The following is an 18,943-nucleotide window of genomic DNA, read 5'->3' as shown; positions in this document are numbered from 1 at the left end:
TCCGTTTCTCTAATTGGCTCGATTAACAAGCAGCGTGGAGTATACGCGTTCGCGCTCCTGATTTTGCACAATGATGGTGTACCATCCTGCTTTGGGCAGTGTAATCTTGAAGTCTTTGCTGATCAGTTCCTTATAGGTCACTCGGGTCGCGATATATTTCATCTGTCCTTCGCGCACCAGACCCGGGAAATAATAAATATCGTACGTGCCGAGTTCGTTCTCCAGCTTGGTTCCCCCAGCAGTCTCGATCGTGCGGAAGTTGTTCACATTGAACGTGACCGTACCTGTATTCACGATTGCTGTTTCGGATTCGGTATCCGACAACGGAACGCCATTGGCCGTAACGAACATGCCATCTGTCGATCGAACAAACACCGTTTGCAGCGCGTAGCCCGCATTGCCGAGATGGTCCTTCGCCGTATAACGAATCGTGTGTTTGCCCGTCACCGTGAGATTCAGTGGTTTCTCCACGTATTGTCCGCCTTCCAGCACGTATTCCGCAGCCGTCACCTGAATCTGCTCCGCAGATGTGAGATTATCGCTCACTGTGTATCCGCCCAGATCGGTGACCAGATCGAAGCCTGGTTTATTTTGCAGAACCGTGGTGGAAGCTTTGTTCAGACGGATCGTTGGTGTCGTATTATCGAGACCCGTAATCGTAAAGTTAACCTGTTTCTTGTTACCAAGTACGTCTGAAAGTAAAATTGAATGCTCGCCATTGCTGGCGTAGTCGGCGCTAAAACTCGCTACCGGGGTTGCCCCGGCATAGATCGTATTGCCTTCTACTACAGATGATGGCATTACAAAGCCAACACGCACTTTGCCTTTGGAGTAAGCCTGATCGCCGATCTGCACCAGCTTGCTGTCATCGATGATCTGTCCGTCGTTGTCTACTCGAACCATCGTGATCTCTTCTACTGCGGGAATCGATCCAACGAGTGTTGTAATCGCTTCGGATTCCAGCTTCGCATTATTCCCTGCGGCATCTGCCAGCGAGAAGCGTGCTTTACTGCCTGAAGTCATGACCAATGAGGATTGGTTCGTCCCTGAGCTATTGGAGACCACCTGGTAATCCTGAACTTGTCCCTGTTTCGGCAGCACTTGCGCCACGATCAGATTAGACGCGATCACATTACCTGTTGTCGGTGCTGCGAAATGAGTAAATTCTCCGTTGGCATTGTATCCGTCACCTGCGCTATCCACGACAGCAGTACCACTACCGTAACGGATCAACGCTTTGAGATCGGGATGGTTGTAGTGCATGACAATGTCTGCTTCCGGCGGCGTGGTATCGATGTTGCTCACTGTTGCTGTCACACTGCCTGTAAAGCCAACCGCATCTTCGTACTCAAACGTGAATTCTCCGTTCTCGCGGAACGTTTTGGACGACGTCGGCAGATTGGTGATGCGGATCGGTTCACTCGATTGCAGACTTACTTTAACCGTGCCATTCGTTGCCGCAATGGTGGAATACTTCACATTTACCATTGGCGGCGTATCATCGAAGTTGGAGACCACGATGAACACAGTTGCTGTAGTGCTGCCATCCTTCACGGTGAAGGAGTAGCTTCCGTTGCGGTATATTTTGAATCGTTTGTTCGCCTCCAGCGTTTCCGGCATTTCCGGGTTGCTGTTCGTTGGCTTCACGGTCTTGCCATCCACGAGGTCGAACAGGATCTCTTGTCCTTCGTTCTGCCCACCATCCTGCACCTTCTCGCCTCCGCGAACCGGCATGATCTGCTCTAGTGAAGCAAGCCCATAGGCAGGGGCATCCTGAAGCTGGATCTCAGGTGTTACGATATCGCTGATATTGTCGTAGTAGCCTTTGAATTTGACCCGAACCTGTGACTTGAGTTGTCCCGAATCATTCGTATCAACAGGAACGCCGACATAGTTCGTATACGGCAGCCAAGTGCTCCAATTGTCTCCGCCGTTGGTGGAAACGGAATAGAAGTAACCTTCCTGTGCCGGCACATCCACCGTCAGTTCCATAATGGCAGTGTATCCGTCATCTCCTGGACCTTCAGTCCGAATCAAACGCGCGCTGCCAACAGGTGGTTCACTGCTCAGATAAAACACGGAGAATAGACCACTTGTGTGGTAAAGCTTACTGTTACCCAAGCTATCGCTGGCATGGACGTATAGACGGTAATTACCGTTGTCCTTTTTGTTGTCTACCTGCAAAGTGATCAAACGATCCGCAGGCGACACACTCCAGCCCTTACCTTCCGGATCTGGCTCTTGTTCGTCTTGCCCGTCAACCACCTTGATCCATTGGTAACGAATGTTCTTGGCTGCAACACCGTTAAAGTCCACCAACGTGTCAGACACATCAATCTGTACCGTCTGCTCTGGCATCGGATACAGGTATCCCTGCGAACCAAATTTCGTAACAGGTGGCAGATGGTCGAATTTGTACTCCTGATAATAGTAGTAGAAACGTCCGGTATCCTGCTGCTTGATGCGCACATGGGCGTACCAGGTCCCGTTCAACGTTTTGTCGGCAGGGAAGCTGTAGCGCTCGGCGGGAACATCCCCCAGCTTCGTTTCCTTCGGTTCATCCTCAAAAGCAACCCATTTGCTGTTGCCCACAGGACGTTCGGAACTTTCACTGTATTGATATTGAATTGTATCGATTGGAACACCGGCTACGGTGAAGTCGGGTCCGTCATTGATCGCATAGGTGCCCGGATAGGCTTTGAACTTGGTTGAGATGACAAGCACATCAACTGCTTTGGGCTCGGCGGTGGCTGAATGGCCCGCCACATCCTCGGCTTTCGCATGTAGCTCGTATTGTCCACCTTTGGAGATCGCCGGATCATTCAATGTTGATATCTCAGCTTCACCTTGTGCATTCAGCTCGGCATCCTGCCACCCGGAAGCGGCAGGGCTCTTGCCCACGGCCACGAACTGATATTGCACCTTGTTATTTTTAATAGAAGAAGTCGGATCAGAGGCCTTAACCGTAATCTTCACATTGTCGGAGTTATTGTCCACGATGTTCGCAACTTCGACAGTTGGATCGTCATTGTCAATCTTCAACAGGCCGACATGGTACGACCAATTGGAATCATCCTGTTTGAAATCGGCCAAAGGCCACTGTACTGTATTGCCGTAATCAGACAGATTCGGCAGAATGCTTGAGCGATAATATTCCTCCAGCTCGGCAGGTGTCGCATCCGGATGTTGGGCAAGGTAAGCTGCACGTTCGTTGCTGCCTTTGTCGTATTGCATCCGTTGACGAGCCGAGTCCCAACTCATGTCGGCAGTCCACGTATGCAAATACCAGTTCCCGTTCAAACCTGTGCCGTCATCCGGCAATTCTACTTTCACGCCATTCTGTCCGGTAGACAGTACAACATCCTGGAAACCAGATGCATACAATTCTTCAGAAGGCTGCTTCTGCGTCAGGGAATACCGTTTCACTGCGGCAAAGTTGTCGTTTTGCCCAGCGAAGGGATCATTCGGACTCTGGTTTAACACATAATACACGAGCCCTGAACCACTGCCTGGACGGAACAATCCTTTGCTCGTCTGACCGTTCAAGTCGGGATCGAATGCATTGATCGTGAATGATCCATTTCCTACGTATTGTCCTTCAGGAATAATTTCTCCGTCCTGATTCTCATAGACAAAATTCACTTCAGGTGCCGTATTGTCCACCGACAATCCAGCCCAATCAATCTTCTTGACTGGCTCAGTAAGCACGTTGCCGGCGTAGTCCGTCAGAGCCTTCCCGTCGCCAGGATTGCTGGCATGCTCCAAAGCAGCTGTCTGCAGCAATGACGTTTCGATACTCCTGCCGTCTGGCACTGTCATACGGAACGTCCATGTATTTGTGTTCTGGCCACCAACATATGCGGCGGTCAAGCCGTTGGCAAACTTGAGTCGTGTATCCTCCGTCGGGGTAAACGCGCTGATCACCTGTTCGTTGAGGTACACGGTAAAATCAACAACGTCGCCCTTGTTCAGCACAAGTCCCGTTAATACTTCAGGCTGCACGCCGTTGCGGGATGCTGAGTACTGAGGTACACGTGCGTCGATAATGGTACGGAATGTACCGCCCGGATTCGCGTTATCGGCAAAAGGAACTGTTCCAATGCCGTTAAAAGCTGCAACGGGATTACCCGCACCATCGATGAAACCAGCCTCATTCATCCGTTCGAGTAATGTTGGACGATCCTCTTCGGAGGGCGCGATCAGACGCTTCGGATCAATAGGAATGTTGCCTGTGCTATCATTTACCGCAGCCTGATAACGAAAGTTAAAAGTGGAGCGTGCATGAATGTTCCGATCCAGTCCACCCTGCGCAAAGTCCCCGTATCCGCTATCCGCGCTCGTTAGATAATAAACAGACGGATCGAAGCCGTCTCCACCCGGATTACTGAACAGTTCTGTACGCATGAAGCTGAATTTGCCATCAATCCGGTCAGAGGCATTCTCTGCAGAATTTGGAAACACCGGCTCGCTGAACTTCAGCGCTAGGTTGAGGTTGCTCCCTTGCTTCAGGAACAATTCATTCTTTTGCACTGCCGGATCGGCATTGAATCGAACTGCCCCGGTATGGCTCAGTGTATTGCCATTGTATGTAGGAGGTGTGATGTCGGCGAAATAGAGCTCAATGTCACTGGCACTTTTAAAAAAACCAAACAATGTGATTTCGATCGTATCATTGGGTCCGAAAGCGATCCATGACGAATTAGCCGACTTATCATGATTGAACTGATTGAACTTCTCTTTGCCGTTAACATCGACTCGGACGTTCATACCACCGATAAAAACGTCAATCGATCCAATCTTAAGGAGCATTCTGGCGTCTCCACCTTCAGCCAATCGTCTTAATGATGGATTGTTTGCCACCGAAATCTTGGCTTTAAATAAACCTGCTCCCTTCGTTCTAACATGACTTGCACTTACGGTTTCAATATCTTCCTTTTCCATTGAAGTACCCGGCGCACCGGCAGCAAATATACCAAAGCTGTTCGCCTCAAACTTGTCGATTTTATTGTTCCAGGAAGACATGTCTCCCCGATTGATGATCTTACCACCGCCGTTCGGAATATTAACATACGCGTACTCCGCAGCTGCGGAAACGGTCGGCAGGTGTGGCCAGCTCACAGACGTCAACGTCAGCAAAGCGGCAAGCAGGCAAAGTAATAACTTTTTGAACATGCGAGATTCCCCTTTTTCCCGTTATGTATTCGACTTCTTCATCAGCTTGCGAATATCTTCGATCGTTACACAGATATGAATGCCATTCATTGTCCGGAACGAACCGGAGATTAAGCCGATCACGCGACCTTCTTCGTTTAACAAAGGACCACCCGACATGCCCGCAGACACCTGCGCGGAAGTCAGCAAGCGAATGACATCGTTCACCTCAGCGGTTGGTGCATTCACGATGCCCTCCGTAATGATCTTGCCATCCTTCAGCGGATATCCGATGGCGAACGATCGTTGCCCATATCTTGCAGGCTGCTTGTCCCCTGACAGGGTAAGTACCGGACGTTTTTTGCTATTCTGCACAGACAACATAGCCACATCGGTTTCCGTGTCAGCGCTCAGAACCGTTATCTTTTGGATGGAACCATCTTCAAATACCGCTTCGAAAGTAACCCCGTCCTTCACAACATGGGCTGCTGTAAGTGCTTTACCATCACCGATCAGAAAACCGGTACCTACCGTTTTAAGCGTTCCGTCCTTACGATACGCTTTCAAGTAAAAGACAGCTTGCGCCGCGGATTGATACACTTTTTCAGCTCCCGATACAGCCACTTGTCCGGTCCCAGCCGCTTTCGCGACAGATGAACCCGTATACCCATTCAGACATGCCACAGCAATCAGTACAGCCAAAATGCCAATCATCCGCCGCCGCAAACGCCAAGATGTGATGCTTCTCTCCATTTTCTCAACTCCATCAGCCCATAGTCGCGCAAAGATAGGTCTTTCGATGCTTTTTCTGCGTCCGTTCGACATATCTTGCTTCCGCATTATAATGGATCACAATAAACAAGCAATAAACAGAAGAAATTTGTCGAAATGTGATTGCGCCCCCCGGAGATATTCGCTACAATGCCGATAGAATACAAGAGATTTTGTTTGAATCTATCGAAGGTTTGAAACCAACTCTAAAGGAGCAGCATTTCGTGTTATTAAAAATTTCAGGCGTTGTCCTGACTGTTATACTTGCCATTACCGTACTGCTCCTGTCAACGATCAGAGAACCACAATCTGCGGCGCTTCATGCTCGTCAAGGTGTCCTGGACCTCTCGGCTTGGAATCCTGAACAGGACGAGCGGATCAAGCTGGACGGGGAGTGGGAATTTTACTGGGAGCGATTGCTTCCTGACGAATCTACACCTCTGAGTCAGGCTGGTCCAACGAAAGCACCCGATACCTATGCAACCGTTCCCGGCTCCTGGAATCGTCTTGAAGTGGGTGGAGAACGATTACCTACCCATGGCTACGCCACGTATCGACTAGTGCTGCGTAATGCACCTATTAAGGGAACGCTGGCGATCAAAAAAATGAATATTCGTTTTGCCAGCGAAATCTACATCAATGGCAATAAGCTGCTGGAAGATGGGCATGCCGTGGCAAAATCTGCGGGTTACCGCCCAGGCAACTCCCCCCAGATTGGCTTTTTCCCCTATCACGGCGGTGACATTGAGATTTTGATTCGGGTGGCTAATTACGATTACACGGACTCTGGCATTCCAGGTCCACTCTTTTTCGGCGAACAAGCGGCCATGCTGAAAAAACATCAAACCAGCACAGCTATCGAATTCGGCACACTGGCTGTACTGGCTACCATTTCGATCATATTCCTCATCAGTTACCTGGGGTCTGCACTCTACCGAAACAGAGATGATTCCCTGCTGCTGCTTGGTCTAATCTGTCTGCTGTATGCCCTCTATAACGGCATGATCAGTGAACGTGTGCTGTCCCTTGTGGGCACGGAAATCCCCTTTAGCACACTCTATAAATTAAAAGATTTCTGCTCCGTGGCATGTCTGGGTCTGTTGACCTTTTACTTCTATCGATTCAAAACAGGTATCCTGTCAGGTATGCTCACGGCAGTGATTCTGATCATCTTCGGAGCTTACTTATGCATGGTCGCGCTTCTGCCTATTTCCGTCTATGGGATTGCTGCACCTTATGTTGTCGTTATGTACACGTTGCTGCTGCTCTGGTTGCTGTATCAATGCGCATCACAGTTCCTAACCAGTGAGACGGGCGAACGGCTGTCTACTTTCTTGTGGTATGCGGCTCTCTTAAGCATCATGCTGTACTGTCTGGACATTAATCTCTTCTCGATCTCGCTCAAGGAAAACATGAACATCGGGCAGGCTTCCATTGTCCTGTTCAGCATCCTGATGCTGTTTCTGGCGGTGCTTCGGTTCTTCGAGGCCTATCGTACGGTCCGCACTCTCAAAGATCAGTTGCTCTTGCTGGACAAGGTGAAGGACGACTTTCTGTCCAATACCTCGCACGAGCTCAAAACACCGCTGAACGCGATTGTAAATATCAGTGAAAGCCTGCTCAAAGGCGCCGAAGGTCCACTTACCGACGAACAGGCGCACAATCTGGCGATCGTGACGGGAAGCGGCCGACGATTAACTTATCTGGTAGATGAATTGCTGGATTATTCGAAAATGAAACATGGCGACATCCCGCTCCACCGGTCTTCGACCGATCTGTATTCGTTTGTCGAATCGGTCATGCGTATGCATTCCTTCCTGCTTGGCGCGAAAAAGGTGGAGCTTATCAACCGTATCCCGGCGCATTTCCCGCCGATCTATGCGGACGGCAACCGACTGATTCAGATTTTGCATAATCTGATCGGTAATGCCATCAAATTCACGGAACGTGGCACCGTAAGCATTAGTGCTACAGTAGTTCAAGGCAAAGCGGAATTACGCATTGTAGATACTGGCCGTGGCATTGGTACGGATAAACTGGAGCATATCTTCCTTCCGTTCGAGCAGGAAGCAGATACGGGACCAGTGGTTGCCGGAGGCACCGGTCTAGGCCTAAGCATTACGCGCAAGCTGGTTGAGCTGCATGGCGGAACTATTCATGCGGAATCGGTACCCGGTATAGGTGCCACGTTCATCCTGACCTTCCCGCTGGCGGATGGCAAAGGAGAGAAGCGATCCAACGTTATGCCACTCGCCATAGCTCCTACAAGTCCTGGTAAACGGCTGTTCCGGTTCGAAGAACCAACGATTGTGAAAGGAAATAAAGACGAATGGATCATCGTCGTGGACGACGATTCGGCTAATTTGCAGACTATTGTTAATCTCTTGAAGCTGGAAGGATACAGTTATGCGGTCACTGCACGCTCACCTTCGGTACTGGATCTGCTGGACAAGCTACCTACCGTGCATCTTGTCATTGCTGATATCATGATGCCTGACATGTCGGGTTACGAATTGCTGGAACGGATCAGGGAGCGCTACTCCCCTTCCGAACTGCCCGTACTCATGCTGACGGCAAGTAACAAAGACCATCAGTTGAAGCTGGCCTTGGAGAAAGGGGCCAATGATTTTGTATCCAAACCGTTCGAATCGGAGGAATTGCTGGCCCGGATCGGCGGTTTGACCCGGATGAAAACATCCGTTCAAGCTGCGCGAGATGCCGAAATATCCTTTTTGCGATCACAGATGAACCCTCACTTTCTATATAACGCCCTGAATGCCATTGCCGAATTGTGTGTGGATGCGCCGAACAGGGCAGAACAATTGATTTTGCAATTATCGAGTTACTTACGACGTAGTGTGCACTTTAAACATCTGGACTCCAAAACTAGCCTGATGAACGAATTGGAGATGATCGAGGCCTATGTAGCCATTGAACAAGCTCGCTTTGGCCCACGGTTGGAGGTCATCATCGACGTGGATGCGGACGTGAACCGGAACATGGACATTCCACCCCTCACGTTACAGCCTCTGATTGAAAATGCGATTCGGCATGGCCTGATGTCCAGCATTCACGGGGGCCGCGTCATGTTGTCTATACGTAATCTGAATGAGACGGAAACACGCTTCACCATTGAGGACAACGGAATTGGCATAACCAGGGAACGGATGGATGAAATTCGGCAATCCACCGATGGCAGTAACGGCGTGGGACTATGGAATATCTCCAGCCGGTTGAACCTGCTGTATGGCAGACACCTTCAGATGGAAAGTCTGGACGGCGAGGGAACGCGGATTACATTTGATCTTCCAAATCAACGTCTAAGCACAGATGGGAACGGGGGTTACGAAACATGATGAAAGTCATCATCGTGGATGATGAGGATTTGTCGCTGAAGCGACTGAATCGCATTTTGACAGAAAGTGGAGAAGTTGAGGTGTCTCGCGCATTTCACGACCCGGAGGAAGCCTGCGAATATGCGGCGGAAAATAGCTTTGATGCGGCCTTTCTGGACATTACGATGCCTCGTATCTCGGGTATGCACCTCATTGGTGAATTGCGCAAGCATCACCCTTCGCTCTCCATTGTGCTGGTGACCGGATATGAGGAATATGCGGTGCAGGCCTTCGACAAAGAGGTGATCGATTACGTCATCAAGCCCGTCACGGCTGAGCGACTGAACCGTAGCATTAAGCGGTTGCAGGAAAAGCTTCACAAGTCCGTCGCCCCTTCCGAACCGACGACTCCTGCACCCAAGCTGAATGTTCGTCTGTTCGGTGAATTCACCGTGTTCGGCGGAGCCGGAGCAGACAGTCCCATCAAGCTTAGAACGCCCAAGACGGAAGAATTGCTGGCATTCTTGCTGTATACCAAATCAACCACCCGAGATGCCTTGGCCGATACGTTGTGGAAGGATCTCAGTCCGCAGAAGGCCTGGACGAACATCAATTCCACATTGTACTATGTGCGGCGTGCCATCGGCGATAACAGTGACGTGCCGATCATACTCAAGGACCGGAACGGTATCCGGATCGACCGGGAAGCGATTGACTGCGATCTGTACGAGTTCGAGACTTTGTTCCGGCAGATGCGTCAGGCCTCGGCACATCGACCCGATCTCTTCGAGCGTATGGACACGTTATATACGGGTGAACTTCTGAAAGGAAGGCATTATGAGTGGGCTTTCGCGTGGTCCAGACAGCTGGAGCTGGATTTCATCACGACGATGGAAACTGCTGCCCACTATCACGCGAAGGCAGGCGAGCCGTTACGAGCGCTGTATTATTTTGAACGTATCCTCCAGATTGATTCGATTCGGGAAGATATTCATCGCGAGATCATCCTGCTCTATCTGTCGCTTGGACGAAGAACCGAAGCGCAGCGACAATATCTGGTGCTGGAGGAATTGCTCAAAGAGGAGCTCGGCTCCAGTCCGGCAGCGGATATCAAACAACTACTTCGTCAATCATGAAACAGCAAATAAGCCCATGCGCTGGCATACTGAACTGTTCCCATCATAGTCTTTTACGATCTACTATGACAGGGAGCAGCTCAGTCTTGCTTTAGGCTTGGGCTATTTGCAATAGTTGGACGCTCGTTCGTCCTTGTCCGATGATTTTACATCATCATGGTCTAGAATCAATCATTCATTTATAAGTTTTTCTGTATTAAGGGTAAACCCTTCAATCACGACATCTTCGTCCACTTCAATCATGATGCAACGTCTGCCTTGATAGTTCACCTGTTTCACATATCTCAGGTCTTGCGGGCTAACCGAAATCGTAGCAACCTTGGTTTCAATCTTAATAGACTTGGACGTGAACTTCGGCATAACACTAGTCGCCTTCATTTCATAATTCTTGTTGTCCACAATCGTTTCGAAGGCACGTTCCACTTTCTCCGTCGTCAGATCCTCTATACCGCTTGCGGTCAGTACACGTTCCAGATCTTTATAATCCAGTTTCGGAGGTTCTTCCTCATGGGACTCTTCGTTAATTTCGATGACTCGGTTGATCTCCTCGTACACATGAGCAATGGTGGCTGAATCGAGCTGTTCACCGGCTACTTCCTTAACGATATCTTCGAAAATCGCCCGTTCTTCCAATGCGGTTACGGATCTTTCTCCATTCAATACATTTTCAACAAAATGCGGATCCGGGAAATTGGATTTCCCTGTACAATATAGAACACGATTCACATCAGAGTAGTTGTCCGTCACGCTAGGGTAGAGGAACCCTTGCTCTGGCGTGCTTAATTTGATAATCGGATCGACAATAATGTTATATTTGAATTCTCTCTCCACGTAATCAAACAAGAGCGTCTTCCGCTGCTTCTCCGTGGAATTTACGCTGCACAGAATGAACGGATGGGCGAACACCTCATTCTTCTCACTCTCTTCCGTGGCTTCGTTTCTAGCCTTGGTCGGCAGATAATACTGTCCACGCACGAACGTAGCTACCATATCCCGCTCAAACTTCGTATCCACCAACATTCGATCCACGAGCAGCAGCATCAGATCCTGCCACTCATCCGGATCACCTGTTACCAGCGCCTGGTGAAGCAGTACCTGTGCCGGGTCCTCCGCCGCTTCCTGGAACTTCAGTTCGAACAACTTCTGATCCAAGTCGCCTGTCAGCAGCTTTTTGAAATTGCCCATGTACAGCTCCTGCTTTTCTCGATCCACCAGTTCAAACGGATGACGCTCCCAGTGATAGACTTCGTTCGTTTCCTTCGTGATATACACGTTGAGAATATCGTAAATATTCAGTAGATCGTGATCGAGTTTAAATTGCTTGCGTATATGCGCGACTTCTTTTTTATTCATATTGGATTTGGCAACTCCTTAGATATGTTTCTGGCTTTATTAGTATAAAGGATCGACAGAGAATTTGTTGACTAACTTGTTGCTTGACGGTTACTAGATTTCAGTTACCCAAGTACACGTGATATTCACAACAACACAAAAAGGGAGACACTCTCTACATTCATACGAGCACCTCCTGTATGTGTTACATCTCCTGATGTTTTAAACTATTACAGCGATTACTATTAACATCTTACATATTTGCGCTTGAACCCAGTCCGCCCTGCATCCACTGCCTTTTGGATATTCTCGGAGGCATTCAACAACTTGCTCTTGGGCTTGTCCTTATTTACTTCAACAGGGCCAACGATCTTAGCCGTCTCCACGGCCTGATCGTGCAACGGCTGATAGGATGTCGCGACGGTATATAGGAAGTTGTTCATCGAATATTTTGTTCGTTCCGGAGATTCGTGAATGGTCTTTTTCACGCGTTCGAGCATCTCCATCAGTTTATTCTCAGAAAACTCAGCATCCTTTCGGCTTCCAAGCAGCCAGCAGTAACAGCTCCATCCCGCTGACATCCTCAGTTCATCACCACTATCAATCCACGCATCGGCGACCTCTTGCGCAATGTCTGTCTCAGCCAACGTCACAGCAACGATGAAGTCAGAGATCATGTAAAAATAAGCGGCATCGATCCAACGATCAAAATCGGCGGGCGTCATCACTTTGGGATCGGCAATCACGCCCGCAAAGTACATCGCATCATAATTACCTGTCGCGTATAATTGCTCCGCCAAAGGTTGATCCTTTTTGATCCGCTTCGCCATTGGTTTCATCGCCCCGGTTGCCACACCAAATAGCGGTTCATGCGCACCGTTGGAGATGTAGATTTTTTTCGTTCGTTCTTTACCGAGGGCTTCAAGCTCTTGCATAATCTCTTCCATGTTCATCAGGCGATAGCCCCTTTCAATATAAAATTTATATGTATAATTTAATGTTTAATTGGACCTCTTTATTTTATCACAATTGTACAACAGCCATACATTTAGAACCGACTCACACCCCCTATTTCCTGCACACTGACATGTTAAAAAAAACCACAATCGCCGCCACTCCATGGAGCCGCGACGATTATGATTAAGTCAGATAAACCATATAACTGCATGTGCAACACATTCGTCATATTCAACATGTTTAGCCTACATCCTACCATCCATTAACCTGCTCAATACTTTCTTCGCCATATCTTTACCTTGGGATATACAGTCTGGAACTCCAATACCCCGGTAACCGCCACCGCCGAGATAAACACCTGGCATGAGATTCTCCAGCATTGCCTCAAGCTCCCCTATCCGTTCCAAATGACCTACTTGATATTGTGGCATGGAAAGCGGCAGACGGTTCACCTCGGTAAAGATCGGCTGTGCAGATATGCCCATCATTTCTTGCAATTCACGACGTACATTGGATATCAATTCGTCGTCCGAAAGCTGCTGGTTCGTATGGTCGCGACCGTATTTGCCCACGTAGGCGCGTAAAAGGATATGCCCCTTCGGAGCCGTATGTTCCCATTTGGACGACGTCCAAGTGCACGCAGTAACCGTACGCTCCTCCTTGCGAGGAACGACGAAGCCGGACGCATTCAGGGAGATTCCCTCATCCTGCTCGCGATAAGCAAGCACGACGTTCATCACAGACGCATATGGGATGGAACGCAGCAGATTGGCGATCCGCTCATGTGGTAGCAGCCTTGCTGCGACATGGGCTGGTGTAGCGATCACCATCGCATCTGCATGGAGCGTCGTGCCATTTTCCAAATGAACAACGTAACTGTTCTCTTCCTGTACAACACCTGATATTTCTGTATTTTTTATCATGAGTGCTCTGGAAGTTAACGCCTTTTCGAGATGGTTTACGACCTCTTCCAGTCCTCCACGTGCACTTAGGAACATGCTCTTCTTCGCCGTATTCGCAGTTCCGGGCGATCGTGTGGCCTGCTGCTTCGGGCTTCGGCTCTTACTCACACCAAGCATGCCTACAATGAGGCTTCGATGCTTTTGTTCTGTTTCTTGCAGCATAGGAAATGTTGCTTGCACACTCAGCCCATCCGCATTACCTGCGTAGATGCCTGCCAGCAGCGGCTCCGCAATCTGTTCCAGCACTTCATCTCCCAATCGCCTGCGTAAAAGTTGTCCCAGGGATTCATCTTCCGCGCCAGGTTTCCTTGGCAAAACAAGATCTGCAGCAGCGCGTACTTTCCCTCGTACCGACAAGAGCTTTGTCGTAATGAACGGCTTCCACTTTGTCGGCACACCCAGCATAAAACCATCCGGAATAGGATGCAGCTGATTCCGATATGCAATATAGCTGTGCGACACCCCGGGTCGTGTGCCGACGATTTCATTTTCCATGCCGAGTTCCTGCATGAGTTCAATGATCGATGTTTTGCGCGCAAGAAAAGAGTCCGGTCCCCGTTCGATCACAAATCCGTCCCGTTTTCCAGTATGTACATGTCCGCCGAATCGATCACTTTTCTCCACCAGTACAATATCCACAGCCACATCATGCGCTCTGCACAACTGATCAACATAATAAGCTGCACTTAATCCCGTTATACCACCGCCAGCAATAACCACTCGCTTCCTGCGCTCTTTTTCCATTTCACACTTCCCACCGTATCATCATTTTCGCAGCGCCGCTGGGATGTAAGCGCACGCAGGATCACTCGCCACATAATCTCCCGTCATCGCATACGCCCTTGCCCTTGAGCCACCGCACATGGTCTTAAATTCACAGACTCCGCATTTGCCCTTCAGTTGGGACTTGTCTCGTAACGTCTGCATCACCGGGGATTCCCTGTATACATCAATGAAAGACTGTTCCTTCACATTGCCACAGACTACCGGCAGGAACCCGCTGGGATAGACATCCCCCGTGTGATTAATGAATACAAAACCATCACCATCATTCACACTTTGCGGCGCACGCCCCAGCATATCCACACGTTTCACTGAGCTTTTCTCCAATCCTGCTGACGTACGCTCCTGTATCATCACCCGGCGATAGTGAGGTGCTTCCGTTGACTTCACCCCGTAAGGCATCCCATGCGCAATGTGTACCATCCACTTCATGACCTGCTCGTGCTCATCCGGACTGATCATGTCTTTCTCCTGACCCCTACCTGTTGGAATGAGGAAAAATAGACTCCATAGCACCACGCCCATCTCTTTCACCTTGTGGCTTATTGCCTCCAAATCGTGCAAGTTATACCGGGAAACGGTCGTGTTGATCTGAACCGGAATACGAGCTTCTCGCAGGAACTCGATCCCTTTCATCGTCATATCATAAGAACCTCTGGTTCCGCGAAAATGATCATGGATCTCGGCTGTTGACCCGTCCAGACTGAACGCCCAGCGGGATAAGCCCACTTCCTTGGCTTTGGTAATCGCTGCTCTCGTCACCTTCGGTGTCGCACTGGGTGTCATAGATACAGGAAGCTGCTTCTCCTTAATTGCGTACTCCGCCAGTTCAAATAAATCCGGACGCATTAACGGATCGCCACCCGTAAAGACAAACAACGGCTGCTCTTCCATTGCCGCAATGTCATCGATCAGTCTTTTCCCCTGCTCTGTTGTAAGCTGCCCTGGGTCGGCTCTATACTGGGCTTCTGCACGACAATGAAGACATTTCAACGCACACGCCCGAGTCACTTCCCAGATCACGATGAACGGATACTTCGCATAGTCGCGTGGCTTCATCTGAGGCATCATCATCCATTCTCCTCCTCATACACATTCCATTAAGTGTAAAGTAGTTGACAGGGCATGAAAGTGAGATGAATCACATTCGTATCTCATAAAAAAAGATGACTCACAGGTCCATTAACGGCCCATGAGTCATCTCTATTCATTCAAGATGGTGCTATTTCAAATTAGTTGTTCCAGTATTGCTTGGCGATCTTCTGACCTTGATCAATCTTCGCCCATTGCTGAGCTTCACTTAATTCGTTACCGCCATCGCAGGATGCAAAGCCGCATTGGTGAGACAGTAGCAGCCGATCCTTATCGATAATTTTGGATGCTTCGTCCAACAAACGAACAACGCGCGCTTCATCATCGAGTGTGCTCGTTTTGGATGAAAGCAACCCTAGTACAATTTCCGTTTCAGGTCTGTCCTTGAACACTTCCAGGGCTTCGATCGAACCCGCGCGGTCATCATCCCACTCCAGGAAGAAACGGTCATATTTCAATTGCTTCAGGAACAGATTAGCAATTTTCACGTATGATCCACCGCCCATGTTGCGGGAATCATAGTTGCCGCGGCAGTTATGTGTCCACATTTTCAAGCCCAGACTATGTCCGAAGTCAATCACAGTATTGTTAATATCAATAAATTCAGTTGCGAGACCTGATACTTCATCTTGATTAATATGCTCCCCTGTAAACGGAGAGTTCGGGTTATCGTCTGCAAACAGTTCCCACAAGCAATCATCGAATTGCAGGATTTTACCACCTATAGCAGCGAATTCTTCGACGAATTCTTTATATGCGATCACAAGACCCTCTTTGAGCTCTTGTTTGTTCTGATAAACGGAATCTGTACCACCGATGTTATCCGACCAGGAAAGCTCACCGAAGATATGGGAAGGAGATGGCACACAAAGTTTCGTTTGCTGCTCACCAGCCGTGTCTTGCAGTTGTTTGAACAATTGAATGAAATGATGATTCTTTCCGCTCAATTTGTCAGTGATGCGCAGTCCAATATCTTTGCGTGTTTCATATTTCGACGTTCCATCCACATCTCTGAAAAAATAGCCGTGATCCGCGATGTAACGCTTCACTCCGCCAAATCCCCATACAAAGTCCAGATGCCACATCGATTTGGAAAATTCGCCATCGGTAACCACGGACAAGTTATGTTCTATTTCCTTTGCCACAACTTGTTTGATTGCCTCCGTCTCACACTTCTCATATCCTTCGTAGTTCTCATAGAACGGATATTGGATATCATCGTTATGCTCAATTTGCGTTTTATATTTCAGCAGCTCATCCGGCCGCAATAAACTTCCTACGATCTGGAACTTATCAGTCATGTAAAAAACCCCCTCGTTGTATGCAATTATCATATCACGCCGAGGGCAGTTAGAAGAGATACTTAAAAACCATAACTGGTTATAGTTAAAAGCTATATCTACTTGTTAGGCACATTTCAGTGAAACCGTCACCGACACAGTGTACCTCTATCCGTGAAAGTTATTAAATTTCACACCGTACGACGACGCAGTTCATAGAAATACTGTACAGCTGGGTGCTTTAACTTGATCTGCTCGGACATATTCAGGATTCGCTTTTTGCCAACGCGTCTGTCCATCAAAGCCAGAATATTAAACAAGATATCATTACTCTCCAGATTATCTTCTATAGAAGTAGATAAAAATGTCGTAGCTGCAACGGTAAAATTCGATTTACTGAGCGCAGCCTGTGCCAACATAAGCTCTTTGGCATGCACAGAGATTTTTCTGCTTCTTGCCATGACTTGAAGGCGATCCTCGGGAATGGGCCCTTTGGAATCTTTTCGAATAGCTTCAATCTCTTCATGGGTCACAGGAATCATGATCTCCGGGTCGCTCTTGATCTCCTGCTCCGTCTGATACCATCGGATTGCAGTTGTTGCATCACTCATGTTGAGTACATTCTTTTTATCTACGGTAATATAACAATTTCCTGATTTATCAGGTGAATAGCGATAGCTGGTTGCACGGTACTCCACCCTTCCAACTAACGCGGGACTAAGGAAACTCTCCAGTTGTTGCTTCAATTTGCTCCAGGACATAGATCCTCCTATTATTAAAAGCCTACCGCACGAATTGCGGCGATTATATCAAATATCTTTTTTTCAACCCAACAACCATATGAAACTCATCTAAAATTATAACACAGCCAAACAAAGCAACGTCTCATCTTGATTGGAAGCCTTGCTTTAGACGGAAGAAACCTAGTTATTGGTTTTAAATTCCTCTCTGTGATAAACTTGCAGAAAATTGTCTACTTACTCTTAAATCGTCATAGCCTACCATTGGAATATACGTTGTTATTTACAAAGGAGAGGAAGAGTGTAATGGCTAAGAAGAAAGCAACCTTACCTGCTCATATGGAAAAACTCGTTAAAGATAACGATATCGCTACTGTAAAAGAAGTTTTCGAGCAATGCGAATGGGATGCCCGCGGGGGCTACAGCAAAGGTACAACCCTCAGCTTTCGGCATATTTCGGATGAATTGGTTCGCTGGCTGGTAGAACAAGGGGCAGACATTAATGCACGTGACAAATATCAACGCACGCCTTTACATGCCCATGCCTCGCACTGGTCAGGAAATGTACCCCTGTTCCTTGAATTAGGTGCGGATCTGGACGCTGTGGATTACCAAAATGAAACACCGTTACATGCAGCGGTCAGTGGATATCGAACCAAAGTGGTTCAAGAGTTGGTAGACCAGGGCGCTACGATTAACGTAGAAAATAAACAGGGAAATACGCCTTTAGCTAAGGGGTTAGTCAATTGCAGGAATAGCGATATAGTCAATCTGGCAGAGATTGCCGCAACTCTGCTGGATGCCGGAGCATCGGTCACCCCGGATATGAAAGAATCGGTGCAGCGGATCGGTAAGGATTTTGAATTCGTCCGTGAGAAGTTCAATAAGGACAAGGTCGATGGAGTTTCAGACGCACTGATCAAACTGTATCGGCTATTTGATGTCGAGCCGGTAGCGAATCGGATCATGCACGATGGGACTGCACCTATTCAGGTAAAGGCAACCACTTGGACCAAACAGCACCAAGAGCTGTGGGAATATCTTATCCCGGCCCAGGGACATGCGCAAACAGTACAAGGAGAGGTTATCCGCATCACAGGGCGCGTATCCCATGAAGTATTGGATAATGGCGGAGGAAACTGGGATGCGGAGTATCGCAAGATGCTGGAAGCACTGATTCATCACCTGAGCACTGGTGCGCCACTCGCCCAGGCACATCTCCAAGAGGCAGCAGATTTGGTCAGTAGGCTTCGCAATGGATACGATTTTGATGCGCCTGCCCGATTATCCGAGTTGGCTGTGTTATGGGTAATAGCGAATCCTCAGCCGGTCGCTATGGAAAAGCCTGCGTATACGCGTTAAACAGAAAAGAAAAAAAGAAGCGGAAGAGTTACCGCTTCTTTT

The 18,943-nt window shown here is 48.6% G+C and carries 11 protein-coding genes; 3 read left to right on the top strand and 8 right to left on the bottom strand.

All coding sequences use genetic code 11. The features are described 5' to 3' along the window. Window positions 1-9: 9 nt before the first annotated feature. Both MKX75_RS03925 and MKX75_RS03920 read right to left on the bottom strand, forming a co-directional pair. The gene (locus tag MKX75_RS03925; RefSeq protein ID WP_339168494.1) at window positions 10-5,172 is read right to left on the bottom strand and encodes a hypothetical protein; all 5,163 of its coding nucleotides are present in this window, start codon (window positions 5,170-5,172) and stop codon (window positions 10-12) included. A gap of 21 nt (window positions 5,173-5,193) precedes the next feature. After that, on the bottom strand, window positions 5,194-5,904 hold the full coding sequence (locus tag MKX75_RS03920; RefSeq protein WP_339168492.1) for a serine protease: 711 nt from the start codon (window positions 5,902-5,904) through the stop codon (window positions 5,194-5,196). A gap of 242 nt (window positions 5,905-6,146) precedes the next feature. Between MKX75_RS03920 and MKX75_RS03915 the strand changes: the two genes are divergently transcribed. After that, window positions 6,147-9,278: an ATP-binding protein gene (locus MKX75_RS03915; protein WP_339168491.1), complete on the top strand. Its 3,132-nt coding sequence runs from the start codon at window positions 6,147-6,149 to the stop codon at window positions 9,276-9,278. Then, a complete protein-coding gene (locus MKX75_RS03910) occupies window positions 9,275-10,393 on the top strand; it encodes a response regulator (protein WP_339168490.1) in 1,119 nt (372 codons plus the stop codon). The genes MKX75_RS03915 and MKX75_RS03910 overlap by 4 nt, the downstream gene beginning before the upstream one ends. Window positions 10,394-10,564: 171 nt before the next feature. On the opposite strand, the gene MKX75_RS03905 is transcribed toward MKX75_RS03910, so the two are convergent. The 6 genes from MKX75_RS03905 to MKX75_RS03880 form a co-directional block, all read right to left on the bottom strand. Next, on the bottom strand, window positions 10,565-11,746 hold the full coding sequence (locus tag MKX75_RS03905) for a DUF4317 domain-containing protein (protein ID WP_036668338.1): 1,182 nt from the start codon (window positions 11,744-11,746) through the stop codon (window positions 10,565-10,567). Window positions 11,747-11,970: 224 nt separating this feature from the next. Further along, window positions 11,971-12,678: a DNA alkylation repair protein gene (locus MKX75_RS03900; protein ID WP_339168489.1), complete on the bottom strand. Its 708-nt coding sequence runs from the start codon at window positions 12,676-12,678 to the stop codon at window positions 11,971-11,973. Window positions 12,679-12,927: 249 nt separating this feature from the next. Further along, window positions 12,928-14,388: a protoporphyrinogen oxidase gene (gene hemG / locus MKX75_RS03895; protein ID WP_339168488.1), complete on the bottom strand. Its 1,461-nt coding sequence runs from the start codon at window positions 14,386-14,388 to the stop codon at window positions 12,928-12,930. Window positions 14,389-14,409: 21 nt separating this feature from the next. After that, window positions 14,410-15,498 (bottom strand): TIGR04053 family radical SAM/SPASM domain-containing protein, encoded by a 1,089-nt coding sequence (locus MKX75_RS03890; protein WP_076333444.1) that lies wholly within the window; start codon window positions 15,496-15,498, stop codon window positions 14,410-14,412. 161 nt (window positions 15,499-15,659) lie between these two features. After that, window positions 15,660-16,820, bottom strand: coding sequence for a 5-methyltetrahydropteroyltriglutamate--homocysteine methyltransferase (locus tag MKX75_RS03885; protein WP_076333404.1), 1,161 nt, complete (start codon window positions 16,818-16,820; stop codon window positions 15,660-15,662). A 170-nt stretch (window positions 16,821-16,990) separates the two neighbouring features. After that, complete coding sequence (locus MKX75_RS03880; RefSeq protein ID WP_076333405.1) at window positions 16,991-17,560, bottom strand: hypothetical protein; 570 nt, start codon at window positions 17,558-17,560, stop codon at window positions 16,991-16,993. Between the two features lie 285 nt (window positions 17,561-17,845). On the opposite strand from MKX75_RS03880, the gene MKX75_RS03875 reads away from it, so the two are divergent. Next, the gene (locus MKX75_RS03875) at window positions 17,846-18,901 is read left to right on the top strand and encodes an ankyrin repeat domain-containing protein (protein ID WP_339168486.1); all 1,056 of its coding nucleotides are present in this window, start codon (window positions 17,846-17,848) and stop codon (window positions 18,899-18,901) included. Window positions 18,902-18,943: the final 42 nt, after the last annotated feature.

The sequence above is a fragment of the Paenibacillus sp. FSL R5-0341 genome (assembly GCF_037975235.1).
GTDB lineage: Bacteria > Bacillota > Bacilli > Paenibacillales > Paenibacillaceae > Paenibacillus > Paenibacillus amylolyticus_A.
This window is presented reverse-complemented; position numbering and strand designations above follow the sequence as displayed.

Coding starts and splice junctions, on each gene's coding strand:
- MKX75_RS03890 (WP_076333444.1), bottom strand. CDS start 15,498: ATGATGCCTCAGATGAAGCCACGCGACTATGCGAAGTATCCGTTCATC.
- MKX75_RS03925 (WP_339168494.1), bottom strand. CDS start 5,172: ATGTTCAAAAAGTTATTACTTTGCCTGCTTGCCGCTTTGCTGACGTTG.
- MKX75_RS03885 (WP_076333404.1), bottom strand. CDS start 16,820: ATGACTGATAAGTTCCAGATCGTAGGAAGTTTATTGCGGCCGGATGAG.
- hemG (WP_339168488.1), bottom strand. CDS start 14,388: ATGGAAAAAGAGCGCAGGAAGCGAGTGGTTATTGCTGGCGGTGGTATA.
- MKX75_RS03875 (WP_339168486.1), top strand. CDS start 17,846: ATGGCTAAGAAGAAAGCAACCTTACCTGCTCATATGGAAAAACTCGTT.
- MKX75_RS03880 (WP_076333405.1), bottom strand. CDS start 17,560: ATGTCCTGGAGCAAATTGAAGCAACAACTGGAGAGTTTCCTTAGTCCC.
- MKX75_RS03905 (WP_036668338.1), bottom strand. CDS start 11,746: ATGAATAAAAAAGAAGTCGCGCATATACGCAAGCAATTTAAACTCGAT.
- MKX75_RS03920 (WP_339168492.1), bottom strand. CDS start 5,904: ATGGAGAGAAGCATCACATCTTGGCGTTTGCGGCGGCGGATGATTGGC.
- MKX75_RS03910 (WP_339168490.1), top strand. CDS start 9,275: ATGATGAAAGTCATCATCGTGGATGATGAGGATTTGTCGCTGAAGCGA.
- MKX75_RS03900 (WP_339168489.1), bottom strand. CDS start 12,678: ATGAACATGGAAGAGATTATGCAAGAGCTTGAAGCCCTCGGTAAAGAA.